This window comes from Ruegeria sp. CL5 (genome assembly GCF_056536485.1).
In genome coordinates this window covers 88796-103365 of sequence record NZ_JBQFPS010000013.1, presented here as the reverse complement: position 1 = coordinate 103365, position 14570 = coordinate 88796, and the positions used below count along the sequence as shown (strand labels likewise).

Annotated in this window: 21 protein-coding genes; 11 read left to right on the top strand and 10 right to left on the bottom strand. The window is 59.5% G+C overall.

Annotation, left to right across the window (positions count from 1 at the left end):
* Positions 1–21: 21 nt before the first annotated feature.
* The gene (gene rpoZ / locus ACR0IU_RS19290) at positions 22–375 is read right to left on the bottom strand and encodes a DNA-directed RNA polymerase subunit omega (RefSeq protein ID WP_010437681.1); all 354 of its coding nucleotides are present in this window, start codon (positions 373–375) and stop codon (positions 22–24) included.
* Between the two features lie 94 nt (positions 376–469).
* Positions 470–1051: a 2-amino-4-hydroxy-6-hydroxymethyldihydropteridine diphosphokinase gene (folK, locus tag ACR0IU_RS19285; protein ID WP_480717397.1), complete on the bottom strand. Its 582-nt coding sequence runs from the start codon at positions 1049–1051 to the stop codon at positions 470–472.
* 125 nt (positions 1052–1176) lie between these two features.
* On the opposite strand from folK, the gene ACR0IU_RS19280 reads away from it, so the two are divergent.
* From ACR0IU_RS19280 to ACR0IU_RS19255, 6 genes are all read left to right on the top strand, one after another.
* Positions 1177–1752, top strand: a complete 576-nt coding sequence (locus tag ACR0IU_RS19280) for a LabA-like NYN domain-containing protein (RefSeq protein WP_480717371.1) — start codon at positions 1177–1179, stop codon at positions 1750–1752.
* Between the two features lie 200 nt (positions 1753–1952).
* Entirely contained in the window at positions 1953–2903 is a 951-nt protein-coding gene (ispH, locus tag ACR0IU_RS19275) for a 4-hydroxy-3-methylbut-2-enyl diphosphate reductase (protein WP_480717370.1), read from the top strand.
* The gene (locus ACR0IU_RS19270; protein ID WP_480717369.1) at positions 2900–3490 is read left to right on the top strand and encodes a class I SAM-dependent methyltransferase; all 591 of its coding nucleotides are present in this window, start codon (positions 2900–2902) and stop codon (positions 3488–3490) included. Before ispH ends, ACR0IU_RS19270 begins: the two co-directional genes overlap by 4 nt.
* Positions 3483–3950 (top strand): ribonuclease HI, encoded by a 468-nt coding sequence (rnhA, locus tag ACR0IU_RS19265; protein WP_480651981.1) that lies wholly within the window; start codon positions 3483–3485, stop codon positions 3948–3950. Before ACR0IU_RS19270 ends, rnhA begins: the two co-directional genes overlap by 8 nt.
* Positions 3947–4570, top strand: coding sequence for a trimeric intracellular cation channel family protein (locus ACR0IU_RS19260; RefSeq protein WP_480717368.1), 624 nt, complete (start codon positions 3947–3949; stop codon positions 4568–4570). The genes rnhA and ACR0IU_RS19260 overlap by 4 nt, the downstream gene beginning before the upstream one ends.
* Before the next feature lie 24 nt (positions 4571–4594).
* Positions 4595–5194 carry a Clp protease/crotonase-like domain-containing protein gene (locus ACR0IU_RS19255; RefSeq protein ID WP_170475818.1) on the top strand — a complete coding sequence of 200 codons (600 nt, stop codon included), beginning with the start codon at positions 4595–4597 and terminating at the stop codon, positions 5192–5194.
* Here the strand turns inward: ACR0IU_RS19255 and speB are convergent.
* The 6 genes from speB to def (ACR0IU_RS19225) form a co-directional block, all read right to left on the bottom strand.
* A complete protein-coding gene (gene speB / locus ACR0IU_RS19250) occupies positions 5191–6012 on the bottom strand; it encodes an agmatinase (RefSeq protein WP_480717367.1) in 822 nt (273 codons plus the stop codon). The genes ACR0IU_RS19255 and speB overlap by 4 nt on opposite strands.
* A gap of 62 nt (positions 6013–6074) precedes the next feature.
* Positions 6075–6311 (bottom strand): GlsB/YeaQ/YmgE family stress response membrane protein, encoded by a 237-nt coding sequence (locus ACR0IU_RS19245; RefSeq protein ID WP_480717366.1) that lies wholly within the window; start codon positions 6309–6311, stop codon positions 6075–6077.
* Position 6312: 1 nt separating this feature from the next.
* Positions 6313–6549: a hypothetical protein gene (locus ACR0IU_RS19240; protein ID WP_039541692.1), complete on the bottom strand. Its 237-nt coding sequence runs from the start codon at positions 6547–6549 to the stop codon at positions 6313–6315.
* Positions 6550–6552: 3 nt separating this feature from the next.
* The gene (fmt, locus tag ACR0IU_RS19235) at positions 6553–7467 is read right to left on the bottom strand and encodes a methionyl-tRNA formyltransferase (protein WP_480717365.1); all 915 of its coding nucleotides are present in this window, start codon (positions 7465–7467) and stop codon (positions 6553–6555) included.
* A gap of 42 nt (positions 7468–7509) precedes the next feature.
* The gene (def, locus tag ACR0IU_RS19230) at positions 7510–8004 is read right to left on the bottom strand and encodes a peptide deformylase (protein WP_480717364.1); all 495 of its coding nucleotides are present in this window, start codon (positions 8002–8004) and stop codon (positions 7510–7512) included.
* Entirely contained in the window at positions 8001–8519 is a 519-nt protein-coding gene (gene def, locus ACR0IU_RS19225; protein WP_170392632.1) for a peptide deformylase, read from the bottom strand. Before def (ACR0IU_RS19225) ends, def (ACR0IU_RS19230) begins: the two co-directional genes overlap by 4 nt.
* A gap of 94 nt (positions 8520–8613) precedes the next feature.
* Here def (ACR0IU_RS19225) and ACR0IU_RS19220 point away from each other — a divergent pair, with 94 nt between their 5' ends.
* Both ACR0IU_RS19220 and ACR0IU_RS19215 read left to right on the top strand, forming a co-directional pair.
* Positions 8614–9786: a MalY/PatB family protein gene (locus tag ACR0IU_RS19220; RefSeq protein WP_480717363.1), complete on the top strand. Its 1173-nt coding sequence runs from the start codon at positions 8614–8616 to the stop codon at positions 9784–9786.
* Between the two features lie 29 nt (positions 9787–9815).
* Positions 9816–10514: a fumarylacetoacetate hydrolase family protein gene (locus ACR0IU_RS19215; RefSeq protein ID WP_480717362.1), complete on the top strand. Its 699-nt coding sequence runs from the start codon at positions 9816–9818 to the stop codon at positions 10512–10514.
* 90 nt (positions 10515–10604) lie between these two features.
* Here the strand turns inward: ACR0IU_RS19215 and ACR0IU_RS19210 are convergent, their stop codons facing one another.
* Positions 10605–10958 carry a hypothetical protein gene (locus ACR0IU_RS19210; RefSeq protein WP_010437652.1) on the bottom strand — a complete coding sequence of 118 codons (354 nt, stop codon included), beginning with the start codon at positions 10956–10958 and terminating at the stop codon, positions 10605–10607.
* A 209-nt stretch (positions 10959–11167) separates the two neighbouring features.
* On the opposite strand from ACR0IU_RS19210, the gene ACR0IU_RS19205 reads away from it, so the two are divergent.
* Positions 11168–12157: a glutathione S-transferase family protein gene (locus ACR0IU_RS19205; RefSeq protein WP_480717361.1), complete on the top strand. Its 990-nt coding sequence runs from the start codon at positions 11168–11170 to the stop codon at positions 12155–12157.
* Here ACR0IU_RS19205 and ACR0IU_RS19200 read toward each other — a convergent pair.
* Complete coding sequence (locus ACR0IU_RS19200) at positions 12139–12501, bottom strand: response regulator transcription factor (RefSeq protein WP_480717360.1); 363 nt, start codon at positions 12499–12501, stop codon at positions 12139–12141. The genes ACR0IU_RS19205 and ACR0IU_RS19200 overlap by 19 nt on opposite strands.
* 181 nt (positions 12502–12682) lie before the next feature.
* On the opposite strand from ACR0IU_RS19200, the gene ACR0IU_RS19195 reads away from it, so the two are divergent.
* A complete protein-coding gene (locus ACR0IU_RS19195) occupies positions 12683–13648 on the top strand; it encodes a threonine-phosphate decarboxylase (RefSeq protein ID WP_480717359.1) in 966 nt (321 codons plus the stop codon).
* Entirely contained in the window at positions 13645–14565 is a 921-nt protein-coding gene (gene cbiB, locus ACR0IU_RS19190; RefSeq protein WP_480717358.1) for an adenosylcobinamide-phosphate synthase CbiB, read from the top strand. Before ACR0IU_RS19195 ends, cbiB begins: the two co-directional genes overlap by 4 nt.
* Positions 14566–14570 lie beyond the last annotated feature (5 nt).

The window sequence follows — 14570 nt, the reverse complement described above, 5'->3', positions numbered from 1 at the left end:
CCGCACCTTTGTCGCTGGGAATTACCCCTGGCCCTGAGCCTCCATCAGAGCGCGCAGGAGCTTTTCTTCCGACATGTCGTCATCCGCAGGCTTGTCGGATTCCGCACCCATCAGCAGCGCCATCTGATCTTCTTCGGGCTCATCAACCTCGATCTGGGTCTGGTTGGCCTCGATCAGACGCTCGCGCAGTTCATCAGCGCTTTGAGTTTCATCGGCGATTTCGCGCAGCGAGACAACGGGGTTCTTGTCGTTGTCGCGATCAACAGTGATCGGGCCACCGGCGGAAATCTCGCGCGCCCGGTGGGCTGCAAGCATCACCAGTTCGAACCGGTTCGGGACCTTGTCTACACAATCTTCGACCGTAACGCGGGCCATGGGGCGCTCTCCGTAAATGAATCCGTGGCAGGAAGGGGTTTATCTAAGCGCGAATCCCCGCCTTGACAAGCAGGAAATGCCGCAAATGCGAGGATCACAGAGACTTAACCTCTGCCACGTCCTCGCGTGGCAGTGCGGCAACCATCTGTGTGACTGTCCTGTCCAGTACTGGATGGCGCCAATCGGGGGCAACATCTGCCATCGGCACCAACACAAATGCGCGGTCCTGCAGACGTGGATGCGGCAGGATCAAGTGTTCCGGAGCGGATATGGCCTGTACTTCATGCGGCAGGGTTAGCCAGCGGTGATACTCCACATCATCCGGTAGCACCAAATCGCCCCAACAGACCAGATCAAGGTCCAGCGTGCGCATCCCCCAACGTTGTTCGCGGGCGCGCTCGAAATCATGTTCGATACGGTGCAGCAGCGCCAGAACCTCGTGCGGGCTCTGATCCGTTTCAATCGAAACCGCCGCATTAACGTAGTCTGGCCCGGCCCCAGCAGGAAAGCAGGGCGTGGCAAAAAACCGACTTTTTGCGCGAATCACCAAGCCAGCCTCGGCCATTGCGACCAATGATTGCTCAAGTGTCACCTTGGGCCCATTACCTCTCAGACTGAGATTTGCGCCAAGGGCAACGACCGCTTTTGACAAAGATTTGTCCACTTCGAACCCCATATTCGGAACAGAGAATGCTTGCGATGTAGGCAAAAAGGCCTATTTTAGAGGCACCATTGCACTGACCAATTCATTTTCACTCACGGAGCTCACGGTGCGGTGGCTTATACCGGAAGGACCATTTTATGTTTTACAAGGACGAACGGCTAGCGCTGTTCATCGACGGCTCGAATCTTTATGCAGCCGCCAAAGCACTGGGGTTTGACATCGACTACAAGTTGCTGCGCCAAGAATTCATGCGCAGAGGCAAACTGCTTAGAGCTTTCTACTACACAGCGCTACTGGAAAATGACGAGTATTCGCCGATTAGACCTTTGGTGGACTGGCTGCATTACAACGGCTTCACCATGGTAACCAAGCCGGCCAAAGAATACACCGACAGCATGGGGCGTCGGAAAGTCAAAGGAAACATGGACATCGAGTTGACCGTTGATGCCATGGAATTGGCACCACGTGTAGATCATATCGTGCTGTTCTCGGGCGATGGGGATTTCCGCCCGCTGATTGCCAGCCTGCAGCGTCAGGGCGTGCGCGTTTCGGTTGTCTCGACCATTCGCAGCCAGCCCCCGATGATTTCGGACGAGCTGCGCCGTCAGGCCGACAACTTTATCGATCTGGAGGACCTGCGCGACGTGATCGGAAGACCTCCGCGCGAGATGCCGCTTGAACCGCGCAGCGTCGCCGCTGCGGGCGGTCAGTAACACCAAGCCCGATTACCCACTCACGATGTGGGGCGATGAAATGTACGGCCAGGGCTAAAAGCCCTGGCCGCGCTAATTTTAAAGGGATAGGTGCTAAAAACATCCCTTTGCTAACAGCGATTCATGTCAGGTAAATGACGTACTGCTGTCTGGACCATGGCAATGAAAAGACCTAGGTGTCTCAGGCAAGGAGACCGCCCATGACCAAGCCACCACTGATATTGTATCTTGCCGCCCCACGCGGGTTTTGCGCCGGAGTGGATCGGGCAATCAAGATCGTTGAAATGGCTCTGCAGAAATGGGGCGCGCCGGTCTATGTGCGTCACGAGATCGTGCATAACAAATTCGTTGTAGATGGGCTGCGCGCCAAGGGCGCGGTGTTCGTCGAAGAACTGGACGAATGTCCAAACGACCGCCCGGTGATCTTTTCCGCCCACGGTGTACCAAAATCCGTACCTGCCACTGCCGCCCAGCGCGAGATGATCTATGTCGACGCCACCTGTCCGCTAGTGTCTAAGGTGCATGTCGAGGCGCAGCGCCACGCCGATGCCGGGCTGCAGATGATCATGATCGGTCACAAAGGCCATCCCGAAACTATCGGCACCATGGGACAACTGCCTGAAGGCGAGGTGCTGCTGGTTGAAACGGTTGAGGACGTGTCGCAGGTTGCTGTGCGGGATCCCGATAAACTGGCTTTTGTCACCCAAACCACTCTGTCGGTGGATGACACAAAGGATATCATTTCAGCGTTAGAGGCCCGGTTCCCCGCAATCGTTGGGCCGCATAAAGAAGACATCTGCTATGCAACAACCAACCGGCAGGAAGCGGTAAAAGCGGTTGCGCCGAAATCTGATGCGCTGCTGGTGGTCGGAGCGCCGAATTCGTCAAACTCGCGTCGTCTGGTCGAGGTCGCCTCACGTGCGGGCTGCAACTATGCACAGCTTGTCCAACGCGCGACCGAAATCGATTGGCGGGCGCTGGAGGGTATCGCGAGCGTTGCGGTTACTGCAGGGGCCTCGGCCCCCGAAGTACTAGTGAACGAGGTTATCGAAGCCTTCCGCGACCATTATAACGTGACGGTCGAGCTAGTCGAAACCGCGACAGAAAACGTAGAGTTCAAAGTGCCGCGTGTTCTGCGGGTGCCTGCATGACTCAGGACAAACGCACGATTGACGCCTACACTGCGCGGGTCGCCGATTATCTGAAAATCCCCCTGCCCCCCGAACAGCTTGAGGCCCGGCAGGCCTTTGCGGATGCGGTCGAGGCGGGCGGATATGTATTGGATCTGGGCTCGGGGCCCGGATCGGACAGCGCGTTTTTGATGCGCCAAGGGCTAAAGGTGCGGGCGCTGGATGCCACGCCCGCCTTTGTCGAACACGCACGCGACAATGGCGTTGATGCCTATCTGGGCACTTTCGATGACGTCACCGAGGCCGAGGAATATGACGGCGTTTATGCCAGCTTTTCGCTACTGCACGCGTCCCGTTCCGATTTCCCGCGTCATCTAAGCGCAATCCACAAGGCACTGAAATCCAGCGGTCAGTTGTTTCTGGGCATGAAGCTTGGAACGGGTGAGCATCGCGACGATATTAACCGCTATTATACATATTATACTCAGCCCGAGATAGAAGAGGCTCTGACCACGGCCGGCTTCACCATCGACCGCACCGTGCAGGGGATCGGCAAAGGTCTCGCCGGGTCCTATGACGGGTTCATTCTGGTGTTTGCCCATGCCTGATTTGTTTGCCTATACCGATGGTGCCTGTTCCGGCAATCCCGGCCCCGGTGGCTGGGGCGTGCTGCTACGCGCGATGGATGGTGATAACGTTCTGAAAGAGCGCGAATTGAATGGCGGAGAGGCCGAGACCACCAACAACCGGATGGAACTGTTGGCTGCGATCAGCGCGCTGGAAACGCTAGAGCGAGCATCTGTGATCACCATCGTCACCGACAGCGCCTATGTAAAAAATGGCGTCACCGGCTGGATTTTCGGTTGGAAGCGAAACGGCTGGAAGACCTCGAACAAGAAGCCGGTCAAGAATGTTGATCTGTGGCAGCGGCTGGATGAGGCGCAAGAGCGGCATCAGGTGACTTGGGAATGGGTCAAGGGCCACGCAGGCCACCCCGAGAATGAGCGCGCGGATGAACTGGCGCGTGCGGGCATGGCACCGTTTAAGCCCAAAAAGGCGCAGGCGTGAGCGGGCTTGCCCTGCTGGATTATGCCTCGGTTCTGGTCTTTGCGCTGACCGGGGCCTTGGTCGCCAGCCGGGCGCAGCTCGATCTGGTGGGGTTTGCCTTCATCGCCTGCCTGACAGCGGTGGGCGGCGGCACGGTGCGCGACCTGCTGCTGGATCGACATCCCGTGTTTTGGATCGGGCAACCCGACTATATCCTGATTGCCTGCGGCGCCGCAGTGCTGGTGTTCTTCACTGCACATCTGGTTGAAAGCCGGTATAATTGGCTGATTTGGCTGGACAGTTTTGCACTGTCCATCGCGGTGGCTGCAGGAACGGGTGTGGCGCTGTCGCTGGGACAGGCCGGCGTCATTGTGGTGCTGATGGGTGTGACCACCGGTTGCCTCGGCGGGCTGATGCGCGATGTGGTCTGCAATGAGGTGCCGCTGGTGCTGAAACAAGGTCAGCTTTATGTTTCCTGCGCCTTTGCCGGTGCCCTGACAGCGGTATTGGCGGCTCAGCTTGGGTTAACCGGCCTGCCTGCATTGGGGCTATGCGCCTTGGTCTGCTGGTCGCTGCGGGCCGGATCGCTGCTGTTCGGTTGGCAGTTGCCGGTTTACAAGGCCCGACCGCCTCGGCAATAGGGTACAAACAGACACGAGAACGCTATGACCCCCCGACTTTCATTTCTTGCGGCAACGCTGCTGCTGGCGGCTTGTGCAGATCACTACACCCCGGTCACATTCAGGACCGAAGGGGATCAGATCGTGGCGTCTGGCACGATCGACCACACAACGCTCAGCGCATTTGAAGAGGTGATGGACGAAAACCCCGGGATCAAGACACTGGTGCTGCAAAATATCGAAGGCTCGGTCGATGATGACTCAAATGTGGTCTTCAGCCGCGTAGTACGCGAGGAAGGGTTCAATACGGTCGTACCATCAAACGGTTTGGTCGCCTCTGGCGGAACTGACCTGTTTCTGGCCGGTAACCGTCGGGTGCTGGAACCCGGCGCCTGCGTGGGAGTTCACAGTTGGGGTGGTGGAGGTTACGTGGCCGCGGAATTGCCCGAAGGTCATCCTGAACATGACCGATATCTTGATTATTTCGCAGATATCGGCGTCGACCCGGACTTCTACTGGTTCACACTGGATGCCGCATCCGAGGATGAAATGCACTGGATGACCGCTTCCGAGGCGAACCGGTACGACATGACAACGAGCGCGGCCCCAAGACTTGGGACCGCCGCGATCTGCGACGAACGCTAGCGCGTCAGCAGCCGCGCGCCGAGTTCCTTGACGAATTTCGCCGCCACCATGGCGGTCATTCCATAGGGGTCGCGATGCGGGTTTAACTCGACAATATCCGCGCCGACCAGTTGACCTTTGAACCGATGGATCAGGTCGATCACCTCACGCGTGCTGAGCCCGCCGGGTTCGTGATGCGACACCCCGGGGGCAAAGGCGGGGTCCAGCGCGTCAAGGTCCAGTGACAGGTAGACCGGGCCATCAAAGCTGATCTCCAGATCGGGGCTCCAGTTGCGCATGTCGATCACCTCGACCCCGAACTTGTCGGCCTGTTCCTGTTGGTGCTTGTTCATGGTGCGGATGCCGACCTGAACGAGGCGATTGATCTTGCCGGTCTCCATCACGCGCGCAAAGGGGCAGCCATGGCCTAATGGTCCGACCTGCTGATTGTCATAGAGGTCGGGATGTGAGTCGATATGCAGGATATTCAGCCCCTCATACCGGTCTGCATGCGCCTTGATCAGCGGATAGGCCACCGAGTGATCACCGCCCAGTGACAGCAGCCGCGCGCCGGTTTCGATCCGGGCGGCCGCGTCTGCCTCGATCCTGTCGATAGGCTCCTGCCCCATCATCTCGAACACATCCAGATCGCCGGTGTCTTTGAAGCGGTCGGTTGCGCCCAGATCGGTTCCGTCTTCGGCGGTCAAGTTGGCCGCACCGGAATGCAGCGCCTCGCGGATGCGACCCGGCGCAAAGGCGGGGCCTTGCAGGAACGAGGAATGCAGGTCCAGCGGCACGCCCATCAGGGCGACGTCACCGGTGGTCAGATCATGCGACATGAGAGGCCTTTCAACAAAGAATTGCCCGGACATTGGTCGCAGATCACGGTCGGGTCAAGCGCTCAGCGCCGTATGTATGTCTGCCAGATCCAGATCACCAAAAGCGCCCCCAGAATGGCCCCGATAAACCCTGAGAGCCATCCCATCACGGTGATGAGCGTGCGTAGGACCAAGCCGCCCACCAAAGCGCCGACGACGCCGATCAGCATGGTGGTTGGAATGTCAGCCTCGATCCGCATCAGGCGGGTGGCAAGGAAACCTGCGGCGGCACCTATGATGATCAGGGCGACGATGGGCATCTCATTTTCTCCAATGCGTGGGCACGATGATCAGCGCCCCGATGGAGGACAGCACCGCGTCCAGCCCCGGCGGGCCAAAGCTGATGCCGAACATTATGCGGACGAAATAGAACAGGAATGCCCCGCCCACGCAGATGATAATCGATTGCAGATAGCCGTTATGGGTAAAGCCGGTCTTTTCAGACAAATAGCCCACGATCCCGGCGATCACGACGGTGCCCATCAGGATCATGAACATGGTCTACTCCGATGACAGGTGGGTGCCGACCGGGATGGGCCAGCCCCGCAGAAAGGTTTCCCTATCCTGCGCGCCTTTGCCCGCCCTTTGCAAGCGCAGCAGTTCGATCGCGCCCTCGCCACAGGCCACGGTCAGGTCGCTATCGAGCACCTCGCCCGGTGTGCCCTGCCCTTCGGCCAGACGTGAGGCCAGCAGTTTGATCCGGTCTCCCTCGATCTCGGTCCATGCGCCGGGGAACGGCGAGAGGCCGCGGATTTTTCGGTCAACCTCGGTGGCGGGGGCGGACCAATCGATCCGCGCCTCGGATTTGTCGATCTTGGTGGCGTAGGTGACGCCCTCTTCGGGCTGTGGTTCAGGGGTCAGGCTGGGCAGCTTGTTCAGTGCTTCAACGATCAGCGCTGCGCCCATATCCGACAGGCGATCATGGAGTTGCGCGGTGGTTTCATCGGGACCGATGTCGGTGGCCTCGCGCAGCAGTACAGGCCCGGTGTCGAGCCCGGCCTCCATCTGCATGATGCAGATGCCGGTTTGCGCGTCACCCGCCATGATCGCGCGATGGATCGGGGCGGCACCGCGCCAGCGCGGCAGCAGGCTGGCGTGGATGTTCAAGCAGCCGTGGGTGGGTGCATCAAGGATCGGCTGTGGCAGGATCAGGCCATAAGCCACGACTACCGCCACATCAGCGTTCAACGCTGCAAATCTATCCTGTTCTTCGGGCGTTTTCAGCGAGGTCGGATGGCGCACCTCCAGTCCCAGCGCCTCGGCCCTTGCATGGACCGGAGTCGGGCGGTCTTTCTTACCGCGACCAGCGGGGCGTGGCGGTTGGCAATAGACGGCGGCGATTTCGTGCCCTGCATTGACGAGTGCGTTTAGGACGGGGACCGAGAAATCGGGGGTTCCCATGAAGATTATGCGCATCGTCGGCTCCGAAGGTGTTGGGGTGCCGGGCTGAAGCCCAGCCTATGTGGATTTGCGCGCCTTGCGCAGCAGCATGTCGCGTTTGACCTTGCTGAGCCGGTCGAAATACATCCGCCCGTTCAGATGATCGATCTGATGCTGCACGCTGGTGGCCTCGATGCCCACAAAATCGCGGCGGTCGATCTGGCCCTGTTCGTTGATGAATTTCACCGTTACCGCGCGGGGACGTTTCACCTTGGCGGACACGCCAGGAAGGTTCGGGCTGGCCTCGTCATGCTCGCGCAGCTCGACCGAGCTGTGCAGAATCTCGGGATTGGCCAGCCGCACGGCTTTGCCCCGCTGGGTCGAGCCATCCACGACTGCCAGACGCAGCATCACCCCGATCTGTGTCGCGGCGAGACCGACACCCGGCATCGCCTCCATCGTGTCGATCATGTCGTTCCAGATGGCACGGATATCATCGGTGATCTCGGGGACGTCCTCGGCCTTGGTGCGCAGGCGCTTGTCGGGCCATGGCAGGCAGGTCCGCACCGTCATGTGCGGGCCTTTTCGCGCTTGAGCTTCTGCATTTTGCGCGTGATCATCTGGCGTTTGAGCGGCTTGAGATAATCGATGAACAGCTTGCCGTTCAGATGGTCGATCTCGTGCTGAACACAGGTCGCCCAGAGATCATCAAAGGTTTCCTGTTGCAGATTGCCGTCGCGGTCCAGCCAGGTGACATCAACCGTCTTCGGGCGCGTGACTTCGGCATATTGCTCAGGGATCGACAGGCAGCCTTCTTCGTAGACGTTGGTCTCGTCCGAGGAGGCGATGACCTCGGGGTTGAACATCACCAGTGGACGCGGGGCCTCACCTTCTTCTTTGACACAGTCCACCACGATCAGCCGGTCGAGCACACCGATCTGCGGCGCAGCAAGGCCAATGCCGGGCGCGTCATACATCGTCTCCAGCATGTCATCGGCCAGTTTGCGCAGGTCGTCGGTGATGTCGGCCACCGGCGCGCAGACCTTTTTCAGTCGGGGATCGGGATGGATCAGGATATTGCGTTTCATGGGGCTGATTTAGGCCATCGTGCCCGCCTCCGCAACGGCCCCCTTGCACCTGATGGATTTGTGGTTAGCTTTCGCCTCGACAGATGGAGATGACATGACTTTCAACGACCTGATCGACCGCCGGGGCACCAGCTCTTCAAAATGGGACAAGATGGAGCAGCTCTATGGCGTCTCGCCCGAGGACGGGCTGGCCATGTGGACGGCTGATTCCGACTATGCCACCGCCCCATGTGTGATCGAGGCCGTGCGCAAGGCCGCCGATCATGGCGCGTTTGGGTATTCGTGGATGCACCCGGAGTATCTGAACGCAATCCAGTGGTGGATGAAGACCTGCCACAATTGGGAGATCGACACCGATTGGGTTCTAACTTCGCAGGGTCTGGGCAATGCGATCGCCCTGTGTCTGGATGTCTGGAGCGAACCGGGCGATGGCGTCGTGATCTTCACGCCCGTCTACCATGAGTTTGCGCATAAGGTGAACAAATCCGGCCGCAGCGTGGTCGAGTGCCCGTTGGTGCGGGATGGGGAGACCTACGCGCTTGATCTGGATGATGCGCAGTCGCGGCTGGACGGGTCGGAAAAGCTGCTGTTGTGGTGCTCGCCGCAGAACCCTTCGGGTCGGGTTTGGACGCCGGATGAGCTGCGTGCGGTAGCAGCTTTTGCAGAACGTAACGGACTGATCCTGGTTTCGGATGAGATTCACCACGATCTGGTTTATCCGGGCAATACCTTCGTGCCGATGGATGTCGCCGCCCCGGATGCGCGTCCCTGGACCGTGACTCTGACCGCGGCGTCGAAGACATTCAATATCGCGGGCCAGCGCACCGGTAACATGATCATTCCCGACGCCAAGCTGCGGGCCGAGATGCGACACCGGATCACCACTCTGGACTATGATCCAAGTGCGCTGGGGGTGGCGATGATCACCGCCGCTTATTCTCCGGAAGGGGCGAAATGGGTCGATGAACAGGTCGCCCATCTGGATGCCAACAGAAAACTGTTCGACGCAACCATCGCCGAGGTTCCGGGCCTGTGGTCGATGCCGCTGCAGGCGACCTATCTGGCCTGGGTTGATTTCTCTGGCACCGGGATGAGCCATGATGAATTTGTCCGCCGCCTGCGCGAAGATGCGCGGATCGCGACATCTTCAGGTCCCGGCTTCGGCACCGGAGGAGAAACCTTCGAGCGGTTCAATCTGGCCACGCAACGCGCGCGGGTGGAAGAGGCTTGCGCCCGTCTCAAACGCGCCTTTGGCGATTTGCAATAACCCTGTCTGAAAACAATTGGAGGCAAATCATGCCCAACCAACTCTTTGCGCTTCCGGACGTCCCGAGCATCCCGGTCCAGGGGGAACAGTTGACCTATCCGATAGGGCGGATTTTCTGTGTGGGCCGCAACTATGCCGCCCACGCTGCCGAGATGGGGCATGAGGTGGATCGTCAGGCGCCGTTCTATTTCACCAAATCCGCGCCCAACGCAGTTCTGACCGGGGCACAAGTGCCATATCCGGCTGGTACCGAGGATTATCATCACGAAATGGAACTGGCCGTTGCGATCGGGAAACCGGTCTTCCAGGCCACGGCAGCGCAGGCCCGGGCGGCGATCTTTGCCTATGGGTGTGCCCTGGACATGACGCGCCGCGACCTGCAGATCCGAGAGCGCAACAAACAGCGCCCTTGGGATCTGGGAAAGGATGTGGAAAACAGCGCGGTCTTCGCCCCGCTGACCCGCGCCGATGACTGGAGCCCATCGGATGACAAGCGCATCTATCTCAGCGTCAATGGGCAGGTGAAACAGGACGCAACATTGTCCGAGCTGGTCTGGAAGATTGATGAACTGATCTGCCATCTCTCGGGTTTCTATCATTTACGCCCCGGCGATCTGATCCTGACCGGCACACCCGCTGGGGTCGGGCCCGTGGTCGCCGGAGACCGAATCGAAGGCGGTATCGATGGCCTGTCCCCTGTGCACCTGACCCTGACGGCCCACGACTAATCGTCCGGCCCGATAACTGAGAATCTTGTGGCACCATTGCCGCCCGAGCGCCGACGGCGCTTCGGTGCCTCAGGTCAATTGTTGAGCGTGTCAGTCGCGGTTTTCAAGCAACGCGATCGGAGCATCCGGCGCGCGGTAGAAATCCAGCGGGGCCTTGTCGGCTGCCACAGTGCTGCGCTTGAACTCATAGCGCATCTCACCCACCGCTTCTTCATCTGCGATGATCAGGCACTGATACATGTGATTGGCACCGTCATAGATATCGACGAGCCCACGCAGGCGTGGCGTGGTTTCGGCCTCGACGGTGAAACCATCCTTCCACAATGTGAGAATCTTGAAGCTATTGTCGCCAAACTCCACCCGCAAACGGCTGGATTTCTTCAATGTAGCGATTCGGGCGGCATCCAATTCAGCGCGAATTTCCTTAGAAACATAGGTACTCATAATAAACTTCCCCCAGAACTTTCTTTATTGTGGACCAGCTTGTGTAAAAATCCAGTGAACTGTCTCACTTGGACCCGAGATTTACGATCTGTTGCGCAGGTGTCCCGATGACACTGTGCGCGGATGCAGGTCAGTTGCGCGCGCGGTGAAATAGGAACCTGAGCCGCAACAGCCTATCTTTGTCTCAAACGCAATGCGGAGGAATGACGATGGGCCTGCTTGTCGACGGCGTTTGGCATGACACCTGGTATGACACCAAATCCACTGGCGGGGCGTTCAAACGTTCGGCCGCACAGTTTCGCAACTGGATCACCGCCGATGGGGCACCTGGTCCCTCGGGGCGTGGCGGTTTCGAGGCGGAGAGCGGGCGATATCATCTGTATGTCTCTCACGCCTGCCCCTGGGCGCATCGCACGCTGATCTTTCGCGAGTTGAAGGGGTTGCGAGAACACATCTCAGTCTCGGTGGTACATCCGGATATGCTGGATAAAGGTTGGACCTTTGAAACAGACGACCATGGAGCGACAGGAGACAAACTGTTCGGACATGACTTTGCCCATCAGATCTATACCCGTGCCGACCCCAACTATTCAGGCCGCGTGACGGTGCCGATCCTGTGGGACAAAGTGGAAAAGACCATCGTCTCGAACGAAAGCTCGGAAATAATCCGCATGTTCAATTCGGCTTTCAACGGGATCACCGGCAACACCGACGACTACTGGCCCGAGGCGATGCGGGACGAGATCGAAGAGGTCAACGCGCGCATCTATTCCGATGTAAATAATGGGGTGTACAAATGCGGCTTCGCCACCTCGCAAGAGGCGTATGACGCGGCCATTGACCCTCTGTTCGACACGCTGGATTGGCTTGAGGATCGTCTGTCACGCAACCGCTATCTGATGGGTGACCGCGTGACCGAGGCCGATTGGCGCTTGTTCACCACGCTGATCCGGTTCGACCCGGTTTATCACCTGCATTTCAAATGCAACAAACGGCGGCTGGTGGATTACCCGAACCTCTGGGCCTTTACCCGCGAGCTGTATCAGTGGCCCGGCGTGGCCGAGACGGTGAACATGAACCACATTGTGCGCCACTATCACTACAGCCACGATAGCATCAATCCGCATCGGATCATTCCGGTGAACCCAGAGCTGGATTATTTAGAACCCCATGGACGGGATCAGCGCCCGGCGGCGTAGTGCTCGACCATTGCTGCCAGATCCTCGGGCGGGGTCGAGCTTTGCACATAGGCGCAGGCATTCGCACTATGGGCAAAGATGGACCCGTCCGAGAAGAATGTGGTGTTGGTGACAAAGATCACCCGCGCCTCGGGCCTGCGATAGCTTGCAAAATCGGCAACCGCCAAGGCGCTGCCGGTTTCCAAAACCAGATCCAACACGATGATATCGAAGGCTGTGCCATAGAGCGCCAATATTGCAGCATCTTGCGTCTCAACCAAAGTGACCTCGGCCTCCTGCCTTTGCAGATGCCGTTGCCAGACCCGACCTAGATCGGGGTTACTCTCAACAATCAGTACTTTCATTTGCAACAACCTCGGCACGTGATAAGGGTGAGTGGTGCCGACCCCTGTTGTCCGTGATCACGCGATTTCCTTAACAAAGTGTTAACAGCGCCCGCACAGGGCCATGAACTGGCGGATTCGCTTGTATGAGCGGCAAAAATCCGCTTGAAGCATACGAAATAGGCGATTCCGGCTGGGGCTGATGGTTGGACAGAATGACAGATTGAACCCTCGGGCCGCGCGCGATCATGGCGGGGGTCTGGATGGCGCGATGGCCCGGTTCGGGGGCGTTCGCACGGACTGGATCGACCTGTCAACGGGGATCAACCCGCACGCTTATCTGGTCTCGGGCCTGCAGCAGCCGGACTGGATGGAACTGCCCGATCATGGCGCGTTCGAACGCCTGTCGGACGCGGCGCGGGAGTTTTGGAACGTGCCGGATGGGGCCGAGATTCTGCCCTCTCCCGGCGCTTCAGCGGTGATTGCCCGCTTGCCCGCGCTGGCCAAAGCGGGCCGCGTGCAGATCACGATGCCAACCTATAACGAACATGCCGCCGCGTTCACCGCACAGGGCTGGACGGTGCACGAGACCGGCTCCGCCGAGGCGCGCGTCATCGTGCACCCCAACAATCCCGATGGGCGCATCTGGCAAGAGACGGATGTCGACGCACCGCTGACGGTGATCGACGAAAGCTTCTGCGACGTGACCCCCGAAGCCTCGCTGATCCATCTGGCAGCGCGGCCCGGCGTCGTTGTGCTGAAGAGTTTTGGCAAGTTTTGGGGGCTGGCCGGGTTGCGGCTGGGTTTTGCGATCGGTCACCCCGATCTGATCGCACGGTTAAATGACCTGACCGGACCCTGGGCGGTTTCCGGCCCGGCGCTGCGGATCGGTGCGCAAGCTCTGCGCGATACGAATTGGGCAGAAGAAACCTGCAAGCGTCTGGCAAATGACGCAGCCCGGTTGGATCAGCTTGTCACGACCAAAGGCGCGCGGTTGATCGGTGGGACCAGCCTGTTCCGCCTCTATGACGCAGGCGATGCCGCCGCGTGGCAGGACCGGCTGGCACGGGCGCATGTCTGGAGCCGTATATTCCCCTATTCCAGAACCTACCTGCGCCTTGGATTACCGCCTGCAGACGGCTGGGCCCGGCTGGAAGCAGCGCTGTGAGCACCGCGTTTCTATTGGTCTGCGCCATGTGTCTGGACGCAACACTGGGTGAGCCGGATTGGCTGTGGTCGCGAATGCGCCACCCTGCCGTACTGATGGGCAACGCAATTGGCTGGCTGGACGACCGGCTGAACCATGGGGCGCATCGCCGTCTCAAAGGGGTTGCGACGGTGCTCATCCTGGTTGTGGTGGCACTCATCCTTGGTCGATTACTGGCACTGCTTGGTCCGATTGCCGAGATCGTAATCTGCGCCATCCTTCTGGCACAGAAATCCCTGATCACTCATGTTCGCGCAGTTGGCGAAGGCCTGTTGACCACGCTTGCCGAAGGACGCGCGCAGGTCGCCATGATCGTCTCGCGCGATACACGAGATATGACCGAGGCGCAGGTGGCGCGCTCGGCCATCGAAAGCGCCGCCGAAAACCTGAGCGACGGGGTAATTGCCCCAGCCTTCTGGTTTTTGGTCGCAGGTCTGCCGGGGCTGCTGGTCTACAAGGTCGTCAACACCGCCGACAGTATGATCGGTTATCGCAACGACAAATACCGCGCCTTCGGCTGGGCAGCGGCGCGGCTGGACGATCTGCTGAACCTGATCCCGGCCCGCCTGACCTTTGTGATGATCGTCGCGCTGTCCGGCCAAAGGTCGCGCTGGGGAGAGATGGTTGAGGACGCACGCCGCCATATCTCACCCAACGCAGGCTGGCCCGAGGCCGCGATGGCGCGCGCGCTGGATATCGCGCTGGCCGGGCCGCGCAGCTATGACGGGCAGATGCGGGATCTCACCTGGGTGAATGGGAATGCCCGGCAAGAAATCGACGCGGCGGAGGTTTTTCGCGCATCCAACATGCTCTGGCAGGTTTGGGGGCTTGCGCTTGGGCTCGTGTCAGTGTGGGTTGGGTTCAACTTCATATTCTGACGGAT

What these genes read in the sequence shown, in the direction of transcription:
- ACR0IU_RS19270 (WP_480717369.1), top strand. Translation starts at nt 2,900, where the DNA reads ATGACTCAGGACAAACGCACGATTGACGCCTACACTGCGCGGGTCGCC.
- def (WP_480717364.1), bottom strand. Translation starts at nt 8,004, where the DNA reads ATGACGGTGCGGACCTGCCTGCCATGGCCCGACAAGCGCCTGCGCACC.
- ACR0IU_RS19240 (WP_039541692.1), bottom strand. Translation starts at nt 6,549, where the DNA reads ATGTTCATGATCCTGATGGGCACCGTCGTGATCGCCGGGATCGTGGGC.
- ACR0IU_RS19220 (WP_480717363.1), top strand. Translation starts at nt 8,614, where the DNA reads ATGACTTTCAACGACCTGATCGACCGCCGGGGCACCAGCTCTTCAAAA.
- rnhA (WP_480651981.1), top strand. Translation starts at nt 3,483, where the DNA reads ATGCCTGATTTGTTTGCCTATACCGATGGTGCCTGTTCCGGCAATCCC.
- folK (WP_480717397.1), bottom strand. Translation starts at nt 1,051, where the DNA reads ATGGGGTTCGAAGTGGACAAATCTTTGTCAAAAGCGGTCGTTGCCCTT.
- rpoZ (WP_010437681.1), bottom strand. Translation starts at nt 375, where the DNA reads ATGGCCCGCGTTACGGTCGAAGATTGTGTAGACAAGGTCCCGAACCGG.
- ACR0IU_RS19255 (WP_170475818.1), top strand. Translation starts at nt 4,595, where the DNA reads ATGACCCCCCGACTTTCATTTCTTGCGGCAACGCTGCTGCTGGCGGCT.
- ACR0IU_RS19215 (WP_480717362.1), top strand. Translation starts at nt 9,816, where the DNA reads ATGCCCAACCAACTCTTTGCGCTTCCGGACGTCCCGAGCATCCCGGTC.
- ACR0IU_RS19245 (WP_480717366.1), bottom strand. Translation starts at nt 6,311, where the DNA reads ATGCCCATCGTCGCCCTGATCATCATAGGTGCCGCCGCAGGTTTCCTT.
- ACR0IU_RS19200 (WP_480717360.1), bottom strand. Translation starts at nt 12,501, where the DNA reads ATGAAAGTACTGATTGTTGAGAGTAACCCCGATCTAGGTCGGGTCTGG.
- fmt (WP_480717365.1), bottom strand. Translation starts at nt 7,467, where the DNA reads ATGCGCATAATCTTCATGGGAACCCCCGATTTCTCGGTCCCCGTCCTA.
- ispH (WP_480717370.1), top strand. Translation starts at nt 1,953, where the DNA reads ATGACCAAGCCACCACTGATATTGTATCTTGCCGCCCCACGCGGGTTT.
- def (WP_170392632.1), bottom strand. Translation starts at nt 8,519, where the DNA reads ATGAAACGCAATATCCTGATCCATCCCGATCCCCGACTGAAAAAGGTC.
- ACR0IU_RS19280 (WP_480717371.1), top strand. Translation starts at nt 1,177, where the DNA reads ATGTTTTACAAGGACGAACGGCTAGCGCTGTTCATCGACGGCTCGAAT.
- ACR0IU_RS19195 (WP_480717359.1), top strand. Translation starts at nt 12,683, where the DNA reads ATGGTTGGACAGAATGACAGATTGAACCCTCGGGCCGCGCGCGATCAT.
- speB (WP_480717367.1), bottom strand. Translation starts at nt 6,012, where the DNA reads ATGTCGCATGATCTGACCACCGGTGACGTCGCCCTGATGGGCGTGCCG.
- ACR0IU_RS19210 (WP_010437652.1), bottom strand. Translation starts at nt 10,958, where the DNA reads ATGAGTACCTATGTTTCTAAGGAAATTCGCGCTGAATTGGATGCCGCC.
- ACR0IU_RS19205 (WP_480717361.1), top strand. Translation starts at nt 11,168, where the DNA reads ATGGGCCTGCTTGTCGACGGCGTTTGGCATGACACCTGGTATGACACC.